Source organism: Arthrobacter parietis (genome assembly GCF_039530425.1).
In the GTDB taxonomy this organism is placed as follows: Bacteria; Actinomycetota; Actinomycetes; order Actinomycetales; family Micrococcaceae; genus Arthrobacter_D; species Arthrobacter_D parietis.
This window is the reverse complement of sequence record NZ_BAAAON010000001.1, coordinates 1,412,434-1,428,381: the sequence shown is the minus strand read 5'-3', so window position 1 is coordinate 1,428,381 and position 15,948 is coordinate 1,412,434. Positions and strand designations below refer to the sequence as shown.

Here is a 15,948-nt window from a genome sequence, read left to right as displayed (position 1 = left end):
GCTCACGCAGGTGAAGCCTCGCTTCTGTCCCATCCTAACGAGGGCGCTAATTGCGCGGAAACCTTACGGCGCGAGTGATGAATTGGGTTCGAGTGCATCCTTGAGCCGTGCAAGGCCGTCGCGGATCCGGGCCTTCACCGTGCCGAGAGGGGTTCCCAACACTTCCGCCACCTGCGCGTAGGTGAGCCCCTTGTAGTACGCCATCTCGATTGCCTGCCTCTGCTTCTCGGTCAGCACACCGAAGGCAGCCTTCACCGCCTGGGACTCGTCCTGCGCCAGAACCGATTCCATGACGCAGTCAAAAGGCGTCAGCACCTCGCCAGTGGACCACCGGTTGAACCTGTTCCGATGAGCCTGCTCCGACCGGATCCTGTCCACTGCACGACGATGCGCGAGTGTCATGAGCCACGCGATGGGCGATCCGAGTGCCGGTGAGAATTCCGGCGCCTTGTTCCATACCTGAAGGAAAACCTCCTGGGTCACTTCCTCCGACATCGTGGGGTCTACGACGATCCTCCGCACCAGCCCGAAGATCCGCGCGCTCGTGGCCCGGTAAAGGGCGGTGAATGCACGTTCGTCACCCAACCCCACCTGCATGAGGAGAGAGGCGAGGTCCGGCTCCGGCATCTCACTCAGCGAAGGAAGTCTCTCCGCAACGGTCACCGACATGAGACAACCTGACGTGAGATCCGGGGCGGTCTGTTAATTCTCATCGTCATCGCGGTTGTTCCTTCTGATAGTTAGCCTCCTAGCAGTTCTACACCCATTTCCCTAGGAAAACTAGCTACATGGTAAGCGTCCTGCAAGGCTCGCTAACAAAATGCTAGGCTGACAGACATGAGCACTCTTCCGCAGGCTGTTCCCGTCACGGGGGGAACCTTGACTGACCGGTTGGATCCGGGTATCTCCGTGCTCAACGCCTTACGGGACTACCGTGCCTCCGAAACAGCCATGCGCCGACGCACTCGCTCCTCCACCGGCATGGGCGAAACCGACTTCCTTGCGCTGCGCTACCTGCTTGAGGCGCAGCATGATCATCGCGAAGTCAGCCCCAAGGAACTCGCTGTTCGGCTGGGGATCTCCTCTGCCTCCACCACGAGCCTCATCGACAGGCTGGCCCGGACAGGGCACGTGCGGCGCAAACCGCACCCCAGCGACCGCCGGGCACTGGTCCTGGAGGCGAGCGCAGAGCCGGATTGCGACGCCCGGCGGACCATGAGCAATACACACCAGCGGATGATGGATGTCGCTCAGACGCTCCCACCGGGGGATGCGGCCGTCGTCGTTGACTTCCTTGTCCGGTTGCGCGAGGCCGTGGACGGGATCGACGCGGACCAGCAGGGCTGACTACTGCGGAATGGTGTGTTGCCCAAACACGTGGCGCCGCACCCAGCCGTGCATGGCGATGGCCGCTGCTGCTGATGCGTTGATCGAACGGGTGGAACCGAACTGGGCGATGGACAGCGTGGCATCGGCGGCGGCATGGACTTCCGGAGTGAGGCCCGGGCCCTCCTGCCCGAACACGAGCACGCAATCGCGCGGCAATTCATACGTTTCCAACGGCACGGAATCGGGGAAATTATCGATACCGATCACACGTAGCCCGGCTGCCTGCGCCCACTCGACAAACTCCTCAACCGTGGGATGGTGCCGAACGTGCTGGTAGCGGTCGGTGACCATGGCTCCGCGGCGGTTCCACCGTCGTCGTCCGATGATGTGCACTTCACGCGCCAGGAAAGCGTTGGCCGTGCGGACCACTGAGCCGATATTCAGGTCATGCTGCCAGTTCTCGATGGCCACGTGGAAGTTATGGCGCTTGGAATCGAGGTCGGCAACGATGGCGTCATGCTGCCAGTAGCGGTATTCATCAACTACGTTCCGGGTATCCCCGTGTGCCAGCAAATCCGGGTCCCAGTGCGGACCAGAGGGCCACACGCCCTCCCAGGGACCCACACCCACGGTTGCCGGAGCGTTTTCCACAGTTTCTTCCACCCCCCAAGACTAGAGTGAAAGACTGATGCCGGGTTTATGTCCCCTCCAACGTCGTCACGGAAGAAGCAAATGCGCGAAAACGAACACATCGAGTGCTGGCTGACTGATATGGATGGCGTCCTGGTCCACGAGAATCAGGCCATCCCGGGAGCTGCGGAGCTAATTGACCGGTGGGTGGCAACCTCCCGCCGCTTCCTCGTTCTGACGAACAACTCGATCTACACCCCGCGTGACCTGGCTGCACGGCTGAAGGCCTCCGGACTCGAGGTTCCGGAGGAGAATCTGTGGACTTCGGCGCTCGCCACAGCGCAGTTCCTGCGCGATCAGCTGCCCGGCGGCCGAGCTTATGTGATTGGTGAAGCCGGACTGACGACGGCGCTGCACGAGGCCGGCTTTGTCCTCACCGACCAGAATCCGGACTATGTGGTGCTCGGCGAAACGCGAACCTACTCGTTCGAAGCGATCACAAAGGCCATTCGCCTGATCCTGGACGGCGCCCGGTTCATTGCCACCAACCCGGACACCACCGGCCCCTCCAAGGAGGGCCCGCTTCCCGCCACCGGGGCAATAGCGGCGCTCATCACAGCGGCAACCAACCGCGAGCCGTACATCGTGGGCAAGCCGAACCCGATGATGTTCCGCTCGGCAATGAACCAGATCGACGCGCATTCGGAGACCACCGCCATGGTGGGTGACCGCATGGACACGGACATCATCGCGGGCATGGAGGCCGGTCTCCATACTGTCCTGGTGCTTACCGGCATCACCAAGCGGGAAGACGTCGATGCCTACCCGTTCCGGCCGGCGCAGATCGTGGACTCCGTGCAGGACCTCATCGAGCAGGTCTGATGCCCGGCATCCTCAACCTGCGGGACATCGCCGCCTAGCTCTGGGCTGCATTCCGCGCAAGTGCGAGGTCTGCCACCGTTCTGAAGCGACTATAGGCAGGTTGGCGCCGGTTCTGCACGAAACTAGGAGATGCTCTTCACTGCTCCACCGGTGGGAATCGGAAGGAATTCCTGCTGCAGTTCGCGCACCACAGCCTGGTAAATCAGCGGGTTCCACTGGGGGCTGGCGTGGGGCGGGAGAGCACCCTCGGTAATGAGGTCCGCTGAAACCATGCTGTCCGGGAAGGCCGCCGCCCAGCCGGGACGCGCCGTCGCGTAATCCACCGTGCCGTCATTCGGGTTGCCGATGAACGCCAGTTCGGTGCTGCTGCCCAGACTGAACCGGGCAACGTTGTAATGAAAGATGTACGACGCCTGGGACTGGATCAGCACACTGGACGGAGCCAACGGTGAGAGCTGCTCAAGGGTCTGATCGACGATCTGCGACCAGGTGCGCTCGTTCTTGTGCACAATGCGCTCAGCCAGCTCGTAACTGCCGCGAAGAACGGTGGGAACACGGTAACCGGCCTCGTAAAGGTAGACAACGCCATCGAACATTGCCTGGTCGATCACGTCAAACCGGTCATGCGGGCTCGAATCCAGCAGGATGAACCGGACGTCGATACCCACCTCACGAAGCCGGGAAGCAACCTCCACAGCCACCATTCCCCCGAAGCTGTGTCCGTAGAAATACAGGGTGTCAATCTGCTGGGTGCGGATGTAGCGCCGCAGGGAGCCGACGATGGTGGAGATATCCAGGCCCCGGTTGGAGTAGCCCATGACGGCCAACCGTGCCCGCCGGCTGAGCACCGGCCGGAGCGAGTTCATGATCCAGACACCTTCTTCCCAGCTCGTCTTGTATCCCGGGAACAGGATCCAGCGAGCGTTGGGGAAGGTGGCGTCTGCGTACTCATCCTCCACAGGGATAATGGTGAATTCTTCGCGGGCTTCCTGGATCTGGCGCGTAACGAACAGGTCCGTGGCCAGGGCCAGCCCAAGAGCGGAGCCGGTAAGGAAGCGCCGGCGCGACATGCCTTTCAGGCCATGCGCATAGGTGAGGAGCCGCTCCGGATCGTTGGTCATGGGTTGGCCATTACTCCAGACCGAGTTCGTCCTTGCTGAACGCGAAGAGGTAGGGCACGCCCGCTTCGGATTCGATCCGCTCCTTCGAACCGGTATCGCGGTCCACGATGACCGCGACTGCCACTACATTCCCGCCGGCCTTCCGCACGCCCTCCACTGCGGTGAGCGCGGATCCGCCGGTAGTGGAGGTGTCCTCAAGAACGACGACGTCGCGACCTGCTACATCCGGGCCCTCGACCTGGCGGCCCATTCCGTATGTCTTCTGCGCCTTGCGCACCACGAAGGCGTCAATAGCGCGTCCGTCCCGGGTGGCGGCGTGCATCAGCGCTGTTCCCACCGGGTCCGCCCCCATTGTCAGGCCGCCCGCGCTCTGGAAGGTGATGCCGGCGTCGTCGAGCAGGCCCAGCATGACCTCTCCCACCAGCGCCGACGCTTCATGATGCAGCGTCACCCGGCGGAGGTCGATGTAGTAGTCCGCCTCCTTGCCGCTGGAAAGTGTGACCTTCCCCCGCACCACCGCCAGTTCCAAAATGAGATCGCGGAGTCGGTCACGGGCGGTGGGGATATCGGTCATGGGAATCAGTTTAGACGGGGCGACGGTTGCACATTTCAGCTCAGCGCATCATTCCGGTGACGATTGCGTGGGCGTTTGCCGGGTGAAACCTGCCATTCGGCTGTACATGGGCTTTCCCAAGCCCCGACGACGACGAAAGCCGGGCAGGTGCCTCTGTGGGAGACATCTACCCGGCTTTCACCGGACGGCTCGACTGGGAGCGTCGGTTCGCTCTACGGCTCTACTGGAGCAGTTCCCGCTAGAAGCGGAGCGCACGCAGGTAGTCGTAGCCCACCTCTGCGGTCTGCAGGGGCGTGACGTCCGGCTGGTCGTTCTCGACGATGTATTCCTTCGGTGTGTGGGCTCGGAAGATACGCGCGAAGTCGATGGTTCCGGTTCCGAGGTCGGCGAATCCGCCCGCAGTATCCCGATCCTTCACGTGATACTGCAGAACCTTTTGCGGCGCCTGCTGAATGGTGTCGATGGCGAACTGAACGGGATCTTTCGCGCCCACGCCAACACCGCCGGTGACAGCCCAGTACAGGTCTACCTCCAGGTGGACCAGTTTGGGATCAAGGCGGCTGGTGAAGATGTCCCATGGGGTCTCTCCGCCGCCGACGTCGGTTGTGAACTCGTGCGCGTGATTGTGGTAACCGTACTTGAGCCCCGCTGCGCGGGCGGCTGCGGCCTCCACGTTCATCTGGTCCGCCCAGCGGCGCCAGTCATCCCCGGAGGTTGAAGCCAGATACGGCACGTTGATGTGCGTCTGGCCGAGGGTGACGGCGTTCGCGATCTTCGCCTCCAGTGCGGCCGGCGAGGAACTGATGCCGTCGTGGCTCGACGATGGGGTGATGCCAAGCGAATCAAGGGTTGAGCGCATCGATTCAGCGGTGCGTCCGTAGAGGCCGGCAAGCTCAACCTTGGTGTAGCCGAAGTCAGCAAGGCTCGCCAGAGTTGCATCCACTCCCTCGCCGCGCATGATGTCGCGCAGCGTGTACAGCTGGATGCTGATGAGTCCGGGAGGCACCGGCCGGCCCTTCCTGCCACCGGGAGCGGCGATGGCAGCAGTCCCGCCAACGCCGGCCAGACCCATTCCTACACCTACCGCTGCGGCTCCCCTCAGGAAGCTGCGCCGGTCAACCCCCTTCTCTTCCAATGAACGACGAAGGGCGCCTGGGGCATTGAATCCAAAGCACATATGTTTGCCTTTCCTGGCACTGGATGCGTTCCGCCGCCGACCTTGGTGCGGAAGCATGTGAAGCTGCGGTGCAGCAATTGGTTACGGGGCTCACGGCAGGAACCGAAGCAGCCGGGCAGCAGCGCTACCCACGGTTGGTTGCCTCACCCACAGCGTCCTCGCCGTGCGCTCAACACACCACCGTTGCCGTCAATCGGTGCCAGACGCGATAGTGGCAGGAAGTCATGGTGCTGATGTAATCCGAGCTTTCACAACCACAACTTCCCCGATTTCAAGAGCAATTGCACCTGAAATCCGGGCAGGAAGGTGTTGACCCTCCCGCCTGGCCAGCCGGCGGCGACGCTTACCGGGAAGGTCAGTGCCGCCGTCGTTCGGGCTTGTGGTCTGACCCTAATTCGGGGTTTTGTTGTCTGTCAAGCAAAAGTCGGAAGGGTGTCAGAAGAAGTCGGCGGCTAGCCCGCCATCGAGTCAGACAGGCCCAGGACCATGGCATCGATGCGCTGTGGGGACATGGCATGGTGGATGGCCAGCATGCTGGCGCCGAGCACGCCGGCATCGAGTCCGGAACTTGACTGCACAATCTGCAGGTGCTGGGTAGCCAGGGGGATAGTTCGGGAGTAGACCACTTCGCGGATGCCCGCGATGAAGTGCTCGCCAGTGAGTGCCATCGAGCCACCGATGACAATGACGGACGGATTGATGAGGCTGACACAGGCAGAGAGCACCTCACCTACATCCCTGCCGGCCTGGCGCACGGCATGCACGGCTTCGGTGGTTCCCGCGCCAACCAGCCGAACCACATCCTCGCTGGTAGCGGCTTCCAGTCCGAGGGCGCGCAATTTCGACGCGACGGCCGGCCCGGATGCCACTGCTTCCAGGCAGTCCTTGTTCCCGCAGTGGCAGGGCACGCCACCGCCGTTGTGCACGCGGATATGGCCGATGTCCCCGGCGACGCCGTCTGCACCGCGCTGCAGCATACCGCTGGAGACGATGCCCGAGCCGATGCCGGTGGCGACCTTGACGAAGATGAGGTTGTCTACTGTGGGCCAGGCGACGTTGCGCTCACCGAGCGCCATGATGTTCACATCGTTGTCTACGAGGACCGGCACGTGGAAGTGGGCCTGCAGGTGGCCCGGCACGTCGAAACCGTTCCAGCCGGGCATGATCGGCGGGTTGATCGGCCTGCCGGTCCGGTGCTCCACCGGGCCGGGCACGCCGATGCCGATGGCCAGCAGGTCTTTGACGCCCCGCCCTGATTGCTCGAGCAACTCGGTGCCCAACTCCACAACTGCCTGCAACACAACATCGGGGCCCTGCGTGACTTCGATGGCCCGCGAAGCTTCATGCAGGCGGTGGCCCGTCAGGTCCGTAACCGCGACGTGCAGATGCGAAGCGCCAATGTCCACACCGAGTACTACCTTGCTGCCGGCCTTCAACGCGATACGCGAGGAGGGACGCCCGCCGGTCGAAACCGCATCATCCACGAAACCAACAAGACCGAGTTCCATGAGCGCCTCAATGCGCAGCGTGATGGTGGAACGGGCAAGGCCCATTTGCTCGGCGAGCTCGGTCCGCGTACGCGGACGGCCATCGCGCAGGATCTGGAACAACTCGCTCGCGCCGGATGAACCAAGGCCATTGAAGCTGCTTATGTCACTCATCGACTAATTACAGCACACCTTTCGACGAAACAGAGGGCTGGAAGCGGGCTCGGTGGGCACCCGGAAGAAAGGGCGCGTGCATGCGCTTCAACCGCTTCCACCGCCGTCGAAATGATCGAATGCCACGCAATCCGCGTTACTGCCCGCAATTTCGCCTTATTGGTCACGTTGAGTTGCGCGAATATATCGAAGGAACCACTACATCCGTTGGTCATCGTCATTAGTCGTGTTAGGTTCTTTGTGACCGGCGTCTCTCCACAGGTCTCCCAGCAGGAGAGAACCTCCGGCACAGCTACGACGCAGCATCACTTCAAGGAGGAAGCTTTGATCAAGGACACCCGTACCGGCAGCACCCGCTCACACCGGGGGGCTATTCGCAGGCTGGCAGGCGCCGCTTCACTTGCCATCGCGGCGACCGCTCTATTGACCGGGCCCGCTGCTGCGGCTCCCGCGTCCAGCAATGCAAACCCGGCAGCCGACTGCGCAGGCAAGAGCATTCCGGCCAGCAAGATTTCGTTCCAGCTCTACAGTTACGCGGGCTGGCAGGGGGAGATCGGTACCGAGGCCGTCCTCGCCGAGCTGGCTGAGATCGGCTACAAGAACGTGGAGCCGTTCGGCGGTTCCTATGAAGGACGAAGCGCGGAGGAGTTCCGTGCACTGCTCAAGGAATACAAGCTCAAGGCTCCGTCGGCGCACGGAAGCACAGCTGAAGCGACCTTCGACCAGACCCTTGCGTACGCCAAGACCATCGGCCAGAAGTACACGGGATCCGGCGGCTGGGCCGCACCCGGTATCAACAGGGATGGAAGCAGCACCTACGCAGACGTGCTGGCCACCGCCGAGGCAATGAACCATCTCGGCCAGCTCTCCGTCGAGGCCGGCACCGGCAAGCACTTCGGGCATAACCACTGGTGGGAGTTCACCACGCTGGTTACCAACCCGGAGACCGGCGAGCAGACAACCGCCTATGAAGTGCTCCTGGCGAACACCGACCCGCGTTACGTGGCCTTCCAGCTGGACGTGTACTGGGCATCTGACGCGGGAGTCGACGTCGTCGACCTGCTTGAGCGCCACGGTGACCGGATTGAACTGCTGCACATCAAGGATGGCGCCCTGCCGGCCGACACCCTCGGTTTCGAGAGCTTTCCCCTGCTGACCGACGTCGGAGAAGGGGACATTGACTGGGCGCCCATTCTCGACGCCGCGCAGGGCCATGTGAAGTACTACGTCATTGAACGCGACGGCGCCCCGGCGACGGCGGAGTTCGCCGAGGACAGCTTCAACTTCCTCACCTGCTACTCCTACTGACGCGCAAGCTCTCCGGGTGGTCCTGAACAGGTCCGCCCGGAGGGCCTCAGCGCTGCCGAACTTTCGAAAGGAACACCGAATTGGGTACATCAGCCGAAGGAACTCAGAGCCAGGCCGAAAGGTCAGAATCAACCGCTCATGCCTATGGCAGGACCGGCATCTGGCTCATCGGTGCGCGCGGATCCGTGGCCACCACTGCCACGGTGGGACTCGCTGCCATCTCTTCGGGCCTTGCCCCCGCCACGGGCTGCGTCACGGACCAGCACTCCTTCAATGCGGCTCTGCTTCCCGACTTCACCGACCTCGTGGTGGGCGGACACGACATCAGCGGCGTCTGCATGACCAAGCGTGCCGAGGCACTCGTTGATTCGGGAATGCTGCCGTCTCACCTGCTCGAATCCGTCCGCTCACAGCTCGGTGAGGCGGACCAGCGCGTGCGGCCGGGTTACGACCCCGCACAGAAGTCCGAGTCACAGGAAAAGGTGGCCCAGCGGCTCGCGCAGGACATCACCGACTTCAAGCAGGCCAATAACCTTGACCGCGTCGTCGTTCTTGATGTCGCTTCCACCGAGGCACCCGTTGAACCGATCGCCGAGTTCTACAACGTAGACCTGCTTCTCGCCGCCCTGAAGGATCCGGCCCGCCGCGTGTTGCCGCCGAGCTCGGTGGGCGCCTACGCAGCTATCCTGGCCGGTTCCCCCTATGTGTGTTTCACACCCTCCACGGCTCTCACCATCCCAGCGCTGCGTGAGCTCGCCGCCCGGCATCAGGTGCCGTCCGCCGGCCAGGACGGCAAGACCGGCCAGACCTGGCTGCGGTCAGTCCTCGCACCCGCTTTCGCAGCTCGCGGGCTCCGTGTCCTGTCCTGGGCCGGCACCAACCTGCTCGGCGGTGGGGACGGCGCAACCCTCGCCGATCCGCAGGCCGTCTCAGGCAAGCTTCAGTCCAAGAACCGCGGCCTGCAGGAGCTGACGGGGGGTGCGGTCACTCCGCTTCACATTGACAATGTCCAGGATCTCGGTGAAACGAAGGTGGCCTGGGACCACATCAACGTTGAGGGTTTCCTCGGATCGCGCCTGACCCTGCAAACCACCTGGAGCGCCTACGACTCCATGCTCGCCGCTCCCATGGTGCTCGACCTCGCCCGGCTGATGGCCCTCGCCCACGCTGCGGGAGAGGAAGGCCATGTCGAGGCACTGGGGTTTTTCTTCAAGGATCCCTGGGGCAGCGACGAGCACTCGTTCGCCAACCAGACCCGCAACCTCGTGGAGTGGGCGGAGACGGCAAGTGCCCGGTTGGCGGCCGGCGGCGGGAGCTCAGAGCAGCCGTGAGCGTCAACGACTACCTTGAGCTCGTGCGCGCGCCGGCCGTGCTGACGGTACTTGGCGACACTCTCGCGGGCGGATCTGCAGCCGGGCATGCACTAGGCGGCCGCCGGGTGGCTCTCCCTTTGGCGAGCGCGTGCCTTTACGCCGGCGGCATGGCACTCAACGACTACGCCGACCGCACAATCGATGCCCGCGAGCGCCCCGAGCGCCCCATTCCGTCCGGGAGGATCAGCGCACGCAGCGCTCTTGCTGCCGCCGCGGGTTTGACCGTCGCCGGGCTGGGCCTCAGTGCGGCCGGCGGAGGCAGGCCGGCGCTGGCGGTGGGAGTTCCGCTCGCAGCCTCCATCTGGACTTATGACCTGATCGCCAAGAATCATGCCGTCCCCGGCGCGCTCACCATGGGCGCCTGCCGTGCCCTTGACGTCCTCATGGGTGCCGGTTTCGGGCACCTGCGCCCCGCCCTGAGTGCGGCGGTCATCATGGGCGGCCACACGGCCGGAGTCACCGTCCTCTCCCGCGGGGAAGTCCACGGAACAACGCCGACGACGGCTTCCGGCGTCGCTGCCGGCACCGCCCTGCTTGCCAGTGCAGTAGTGGGCGGCACTCTGCAATCCGGTGGCAAAGAGTCCCGCAACCAAATCCTTGCCCTGCTTGCCGCTACAGCTGCCTACGCCGGCCGGTGCGCCCCGGCGCAGGTGCGCGCTGCCCGCAACCCGGTGGCAACAAATGCACTCGACGCCACTAAGGCGGGCATTCGCGCAATGGTGCCGCTGCAGGCAGCGCTCACGGTTCGCCACGGAAACCTGGCCGCCGCAGGCGTGCTTGCGTCGGTGGACCTGTTCGGGAAGCTCATGCGCACACGTTCGTGGAACAGGAAGTTGAGCGAGTCATGACGGCATCACCATTGCCCTTCAGCCTGGGATACGGCACCAACGGATTCACCGACCACCCCCTTTCAGTGGCCCTGGATCTCCTCGCCGAGCAGGGCTATGGAGCAGTGGCTCTGACCCTGGGGCATCCACACCTGGACCCGTTCGCCGAGGACCTGGCTGAACAACTGCAGGCCCTGCGGAAGACGCTCGGTGAGCTGAAGCTTCGCGTGGTCATCGAAACGGGTACCCGCTTCCTGCTCGATCCGCGCCACAAGCACCGTCCCGCCCTGGTGGATGAGGAGGCCGAAAGCCGCGTTGCCTTCCTGCGCCGCGCCGTCGACATCGCGGCAGCGCTGGAGGCAGAGTGTGTCTCCTTCTTCTCCGGGGTCCTCCCGGAGGGAACGTCCCCGGAAACGGGGTGGCAGCGGCTCACCGAACGTGTGGCGGGCGTCGTTGAGTATGCCCGCGACAAAGGCGTGCTGCTGGCCGTGGAGCCTGAGCCGGGCATGCTGGTGGAGACGGTGTCGGACGCCCTGCGCCTCCGGGCAGAGCTCGACAACCCGGACAACCTGCGGATCACCGTGGACATCGGGCACTGTGTAGTGGTCGAACCGGACGGCATACGCGGGGCACTTCTTGAGGCCGGGCCGCTGCTGGCGAACGTCCAGCTGGATGACATGCGCCCGCACGCCCACGAGCATCTGCCGTTCGGCGAAGGAACCGTGGATTTGCCCCTCGCGCTCGGCACCCTGGCCGAGTTGAACTACCGCGGTGTGGCCGCCGTCGAACTGCCGCGGCACTCCTACGACGCCCCGGGACTCGCCGCCCGCAGCATCGCGGCGCTCGGCGACGCCTGGGCGGAATCAGTACGCAGCAGGGAATCTGAGCGCTGGCTTCAGGAGAGCACGACGGCGGTCACCGCCGATCCCTCCACCCTCACCACCGTCTTCGCCCAGGCCGGGCGCCGGCTGGGCCGCACGCCCCTGTACCCGGATGCCGACCCCACCGGCGTACTCTTCGGTACCACCAGCGACTCCGCCCGTGGCCTGCTGCTCGGCCGACTCGGTGAACTGCTTCCGCGCGAAGAGCTGGCGCTTGCGCTGTCGGCACTTTACGACGGCGGTGACTCCGCGGAGCGCCGCGGCGTGCTTCGCGGACTGGCAGCGCTGGCCGCGCGCTCACCGAAGCTTCCCGACGTCGTCGTAATCGCGGGATTGAGGCTCACCACTGAGGCCCTGAGAACCAACGAAAGCGGCCTTGTTGCCGCCGCCGTCGGGCCGTTTGCAGCCGCCTACCTGGACCAGCACAGCTGGCGCCACGCCGTGCTGAAGCTGGTGTTCATGGGGGTCAGCCTCCGTGCCGTCACGGACCTGCAGGAACGTGCGGATGACGAGCTTGCCCGGATGGCAGGCGACTTCGCCGCCGAACGGACAGCCGCTGGGCGGCCGGTCCCGGACGACGTCACGCTGCTCCTGGCCACCTCCAGCCATTCGACCACTTCCTAAGGGGAAACCAGCCATGCGCATTTTTGACCCTCACATCCATATGACCAGCCGCACCACCAATGACTACGAGGCGCTGTACGCCAGCGGTGTGCGCGCGCTCGTTGAGCCGGCTTTCTGGTTGGGGCAGCCGCGCACCAATGTCGGTTCCTTTCTCGACTACTTCGACTCGCTGCTTGGCTGGGAGCGGTTCCGTGCCGCGCAGTTCGGCATCCGGCATCACGCCACGATCGCCCTCAACCCCAAGGAGGCGAATGACCCGCGCTGCGTTCCCGTCCTCGAGGAGATCCCCCGTTACCTCGTGAAGGAGGGCGTGGTCGCCGTCGGCGAGATCGGGTACGACTCCATGACTCCCGCCGAGGACCACGCGTTCAGCCGCCAGTTGGAGCTTGCCCTCGAATATTCGCTGCCGGTCATGGTGCACACACCGCATCGGGAGAAGCTGGCCGGCACCCACCGGACCCTTGATGTTGTCCGCGAATCCGGCATCGCCCCCGGCATGGTGGTGGTGGACCACCTCAATGAGACCAACGTCGAAATAGTGAAGGACGCGGGCGCGTGGATGGGCTTCTCCATTTATCCCGACACCAAAATGGATGAGCAGCGCATGGTCGCAATTCTCAGCCGCTACGGAACAGAGCGCGTGCTCGTCAACTCCGCTGCCGACTGGGGCCGGTCTGATCCGCTCAAGACCTCAAGCACCGCACACGCCATGCTTGATGCCGGTTTCACCGCCGACGACGTCGATCAGGTCCTCTGGCGCAACCCTGTCGAGTTCTACGGTCAAAGCGGCCAGCTGATCCTCGACCCGATCCCCGGCTTCCACGCGGCAGAGCCTCCCAACGCTACAGCGGGATTCGAGGGCAACTCGGTCCTGCGGGGTGCACGCGCCTGATGCTCCTCTCCTACTGCACGAACGTCCATCCGGCCGAGGACTTCGACGGGCTGATCCGGCAGCTTCACGAGTACTCCGGCCCCATCCGGCGGAAGGCGGGCCTGAACATTCTCGGCGTGGGGCTCTGGCTTCCCGCCGGGCTGGCGCGCCGGCTGGCCCACAATGCCGATGATCTGGCGGCGCTCCGTGAGGTCCTGTTGGTGGAAGGCCTCCAGCTGCACACCATCAACGCCTTTCCCTACGGCGGTTTCCACAACGAGGTGGTCAAACTCGACGTCTACAAGCCCACCTGGGCTGAGCCGAGGCGGCTGGAATACACCCTCGACTGCGCTGAGATCCTGGCTGCGCTCCTGCCGGAAAACACAGCCGGCTCGATCTCGACGCTGCCCCTTGCCTGGCGGGAACCCTGGACACAAGCCGACGACGACGCCGCCACCGCCGCTTTTGTGGAGCTAAGTTCCCGCTTGCGGGAGCTGAAGGAGCGTACGGGAAAAACTGTCCGCATCGCCGTCGAACCGGAGCCGGGCTGCGTACTAGATACGGTCGCCGATGTTGCCGGCTGGCTGGAAGCGCGGATTGACCGCGGCATTGATCCCGAGTTCATCGGCCTGTGTGTGGACACCTGTCACCTCGCTGTGTCCTTCGCTGACCCGGTTGACGCCGTCAACCGGATCGAAGCGGCAGGCCTAAGAGTGGTCAAGATTCAGGCCTCGGCCGCCCTGCACGTAACCGACCCCTCCAGCGCCGCCGCACGGGCCGCACTCACGGCCTTCGCCGAACCGCGCTACCTTCACCAGGTGCGGGAACAGGGTGAGAACGGGATCCTGGCTGCCGATGACCTGACGGAGGCCCTCGACACCCTGCCCGGGAAGGCGCCCTGGCGGGTTCATTTCCACATCCCGCTCCACCACATCCCCTCCTCCCCGCTGGAGACAACTGCCGCTGTGCTGCGGCACACCGTGGCCGAGGTTTCCCGCAGGCACTACGGCTGGGAAGTGCACCTGGACATCGAAACCTACACCTGGAGCGTCCTGCCCAGCGGGCAGGTGGGAATTGTCGACGGCATCGCCGCCGAGATCGGGTGGGCCGAGTCCCATCTGCTCGCGGCAGCACCGGCGTCGTAATCGCTGGGAGCACTTGAGCATTCATCCGTATTTAGGTAAGACAACTGCAAGGAAGAACCGTGAAACCAGTACTGCTGCTGGATGTTGTGGGGCTGACTGCCCTGTCCCTCCGTTCAATGCCCCGCCTGAGCAAACTCGCGTCACAGGGATGGTCGTCCGAACTGACGACGGTCCTGCCGGCGGTGACCTGCACCGTGCAATCGACCATGCTGACCGGACTGGCTCCGGCGCAGCACGGCATTGTTGGGAACGGCTGGTATTTCCGCGAACTGGGAGATGTGCACCTTTGGCGCCAGCACAACAGGCTGGTTTCCGGAGAGAAGATCTGGGAGGCCGCCCGGCAGCAGGATCCCGGGTACCGGGCAGGTAATATTTGCTGGTGGTACGCCATGGGAATGACCACTGATCTTACTGTGACCCCTCGACCGATCTACCATGCGGACGGACGGAAATCACCGGACGCGTACGTGCGTCCGCCAGCCCTGCATGATGAGCTGGTGGGACACTACGGCGAGTTCCCGCTATTCCAGTACTGGGGACCGACCGCGGCTATCCAGTCGACGCAGTGGATTGTGAATTCCACCCGCCATGTCCTGCGGAACCAGGCGCCGGATCTCCTGATGGCTTACGTGCCGCATCTTGATTACGATCTTCAACGGTTCGGACCGGATTCACTCCAGGCAGCCCAGGCAGCAACCGACCTGGACGGGGTCCTCGCCCCGTTGCTGGACGAAGCCGAGGCGCGCGGCTACGCGGTGATTGTCGTCTCGGAGTACGGCATCGAGGAAGCGCGAAAGCCGGTGGACATCAACCGGACGCTTCGGCGTGAGGGTCTGCTCGAAGTGTATGTGCAGGACGGGAAGGAGCAGTTGGACCCGTGGACCTCGCGGGCCTTCGCCGTTGCAGACCACCAGGTTGCCCACGTATACGTCTCCGACCCGGCGGATGTTAAGCGCGCGGCTGTGATTCTTCGCGCAACCGACGGGGTCGATGAGGTCCTCGACCGCGAAGCGCAAGCCCGTTACGGGCTCGACCATGAGCGGTCCGGTGAGCTGGTAGTGGTTGCCGAACCCGGCGCATGGTTCACGTATTACTTCTGGCTCGACGATGACCGGGCTCCGGAATACGCGCGCGGGGTCGATATCCACCGAAAGCCCGGATACGACCCGGCTGAACTTTTCTTCAACCCCGCGGACAGACTGGCCAAGGCAAAGGCCGGCCTGAATCTGGCCAAGAAGAAGCTCGGCCTGCGGTATGCCATGAACACCGTGCCGCTGGACCCGACGCACGTTCGCGGAACGCATGGACGGTTACCCGATTCGAAGAACGGCACGCCCCTGATCATCGCTTCCCACGACCAGGTCCCGGCGTCCATCGAAACCCTCGTGAACGGTGGCAGGCAGGTGCCGGCGGCTGCGGTGAAGCAGCTGGTGCTCGAGACACAGGGGATGCGAAGCTCAACGACCGCAGCCCTACTTTAGCTGGATCCAACAACAAAGATTTTCTGGCGCGCGTTGGTGCCGGTTTCACGGGACACAAGTCACT

The 15,948-nt window shown here is 64.0% G+C and carries 15 protein-coding genes; 9 read left to right on the top strand and 6 right to left on the bottom strand.

Annotated elements, in window-relative coordinates; all coding sequences use genetic code 11:
• Positions 1-63 precede the first annotated feature (63 nt).
• Positions 64-669 carry an ECF RNA polymerase sigma factor SigK gene (gene sigK, locus ABFX19_RS06800; RefSeq protein WP_346027867.1) on the bottom strand — a complete coding sequence of 202 codons (606 nt, stop codon included), beginning with the start codon at positions 667-669 and terminating at the stop codon, positions 64-66.
• 168 nt (positions 670-837) lie between these two features.
• On the opposite strand from sigK, the gene ABFX19_RS06795 reads away from it, so the two are divergent.
• Complete coding sequence (locus ABFX19_RS06795; protein ID WP_346027866.1) at positions 838-1,347, top strand: MarR family winged helix-turn-helix transcriptional regulator; 510 nt, start codon at positions 838-840, stop codon at positions 1,345-1,347.
• Here the strand turns inward: ABFX19_RS06795 and ABFX19_RS06790 are convergent, their stop codons facing one another.
• Positions 1,348-1,992, bottom strand: a complete 645-nt coding sequence (locus tag ABFX19_RS06790; RefSeq protein WP_346027865.1) for a TrmH family RNA methyltransferase — start codon at positions 1,990-1,992, stop codon at positions 1,348-1,350.
• 69 nt (positions 1,993-2,061) lie between these two features.
• Here ABFX19_RS06790 and ABFX19_RS06785 point away from each other — a divergent pair, with 69 nt between their 5' ends.
• Positions 2,062-2,841 carry an HAD-IIA family hydrolase gene (locus ABFX19_RS06785; protein WP_157359012.1) on the top strand — a complete coding sequence of 260 codons (780 nt, stop codon included), beginning with the start codon at positions 2,062-2,064 and terminating at the stop codon, positions 2,839-2,841.
• Positions 2,842-2,963: 122 nt separating this feature from the next.
• Here ABFX19_RS06785 and ABFX19_RS06780 read toward each other — a convergent pair whose 3' ends face one another.
• The 4 genes from ABFX19_RS06780 to ABFX19_RS06765 all read right to left on the bottom strand — a co-directional run bounded on the left by ABFX19_RS06780 (position 2,964) and on the right by ABFX19_RS06765 (position 7,374).
• A complete protein-coding gene (locus ABFX19_RS06780; protein WP_346027864.1) occupies positions 2,964-3,962 on the bottom strand; it encodes a thioesterase domain-containing protein in 999 nt (332 codons plus the stop codon).
• 10 nt (positions 3,963-3,972) lie between these two features.
• A complete protein-coding gene (gene pyrE / locus ABFX19_RS06775; protein WP_056545924.1) occupies positions 3,973-4,536 on the bottom strand; it encodes an orotate phosphoribosyltransferase in 564 nt (187 codons plus the stop codon).
• A gap of 238 nt (positions 4,537-4,774) precedes the next feature.
• Positions 4,775-5,608 (bottom strand): sugar phosphate isomerase/epimerase family protein, encoded by an 834-nt coding sequence (locus ABFX19_RS06770; RefSeq protein ID WP_346027863.1) that lies wholly within the window; start codon positions 5,606-5,608, stop codon positions 4,775-4,777.
• Between the two features lie 557 nt (positions 5,609-6,165).
• The gene (locus ABFX19_RS06765; RefSeq protein ID WP_346027862.1) at positions 6,166-7,374 is read right to left on the bottom strand and encodes an ROK family transcriptional regulator; all 1,209 of its coding nucleotides are present in this window, start codon (positions 7,372-7,374) and stop codon (positions 6,166-6,168) included.
• A 240-nt stretch (positions 7,375-7,614) separates the two neighbouring features.
• Here ABFX19_RS06765 and ABFX19_RS06760 point away from each other — a divergent pair, with 240 nt between their 5' ends.
• From ABFX19_RS06760 to ABFX19_RS06730, 7 genes are all read left to right on the top strand, one after another.
• A complete protein-coding gene (locus ABFX19_RS06760) occupies positions 7,615-8,682 on the top strand; it encodes a sugar phosphate isomerase/epimerase family protein (RefSeq protein WP_277357322.1) in 1,068 nt (355 codons plus the stop codon).
• Between the two features lie 80 nt (positions 8,683-8,762).
• The gene (locus ABFX19_RS06755) at positions 8,763-10,013 is read left to right on the top strand and encodes an inositol-3-phosphate synthase (RefSeq protein ID WP_346027861.1); all 1,251 of its coding nucleotides are present in this window, start codon (positions 8,763-8,765) and stop codon (positions 10,011-10,013) included.
• Positions 10,010-10,903 carry an SCO3242 family prenyltransferase gene (locus ABFX19_RS06750; RefSeq protein ID WP_346027860.1) on the top strand — a complete coding sequence of 298 codons (894 nt, stop codon included), beginning with the start codon at positions 10,010-10,012 and terminating at the stop codon, positions 10,901-10,903. Before ABFX19_RS06755 ends, ABFX19_RS06750 begins: the two co-directional genes overlap by 4 nt.
• A complete protein-coding gene (locus tag ABFX19_RS06745; RefSeq protein ID WP_346027859.1) occupies positions 10,900-12,387 on the top strand; it encodes an EboA domain-containing protein in 1,488 nt (495 codons plus the stop codon). The genes ABFX19_RS06750 and ABFX19_RS06745 overlap by 4 nt, the downstream gene beginning before the upstream one ends.
• Before the next feature lie 13 nt (positions 12,388-12,400).
• Complete coding sequence (locus tag ABFX19_RS06740) at positions 12,401-13,279, top strand: TatD family hydrolase (protein ID WP_346027858.1); 879 nt, start codon at positions 12,401-12,403, stop codon at positions 13,277-13,279.
• Positions 13,279-14,403: a metabolite traffic protein EboE gene (eboE, locus tag ABFX19_RS06735; RefSeq protein WP_277359035.1), complete on the top strand. Its 1,125-nt coding sequence runs from the start codon at positions 13,279-13,281 to the stop codon at positions 14,401-14,403. Before ABFX19_RS06740 ends, eboE begins: the two co-directional genes overlap by 1 nt.
• Positions 14,404-14,462: 59 nt before the next feature.
• Positions 14,463-15,884, top strand: coding sequence for an alkaline phosphatase family protein (locus ABFX19_RS06730; RefSeq protein ID WP_346027857.1), 1,422 nt, complete (start codon positions 14,463-14,465; stop codon positions 15,882-15,884).
• Positions 15,885-15,948: the final 64 nt, after the last annotated feature.

Excerpts from the sequence above, each read along its gene's own strand:
- eboE (WP_277359035.1), top strand. The coding sequence starts at position 13,279 with ATGCTCCTCTCCTACTGCACGAACGTCCATCCGGCCGAGGACTTCGAC.
- ABFX19_RS06770 (WP_346027863.1), bottom strand. The coding sequence starts at position 5,608 with ATGGGTCTGGCCGGCGTTGGCGGGACTGCTGCCATCGCCGCTCCCGGT.
- ABFX19_RS06785 (WP_157359012.1), top strand. The coding sequence starts at position 2,062 with ATGCGCGAAAACGAACACATCGAGTGCTGGCTGACTGATATGGATGGC.
- pyrE (WP_056545924.1), bottom strand. The coding sequence starts at position 4,536 with ATGACCGATATCCCCACCGCCCGTGACCGACTCCGCGATCTCATTTTG.
- sigK (WP_346027867.1), bottom strand. The coding sequence starts at position 669 with ATGTCGGTGACCGTTGCGGAGAGACTTCCTTCGCTGAGTGAGATGCCG.
- ABFX19_RS06740 (WP_346027858.1), top strand. The coding sequence starts at position 12,401 with ATGCGCATTTTTGACCCTCACATCCATATGACCAGCCGCACCACCAAT.
- ABFX19_RS06765 (WP_346027862.1), bottom strand. The coding sequence starts at position 7,374 with ATGAGTGACATAAGCAGCTTCAATGGCCTTGGTTCATCCGGCGCGAGC.
- ABFX19_RS06780 (WP_346027864.1), bottom strand. The coding sequence starts at position 3,962 with ATGACCAACGATCCGGAGCGGCTCCTCACCTATGCGCATGGCCTGAAA.
- ABFX19_RS06745 (WP_346027859.1), top strand. The coding sequence starts at position 10,900 with ATGACGGCATCACCATTGCCCTTCAGCCTGGGATACGGCACCAACGGA.
- ABFX19_RS06795 (WP_346027866.1), top strand. The coding sequence starts at position 838 with ATGAGCACTCTTCCGCAGGCTGTTCCCGTCACGGGGGGAACCTTGACT.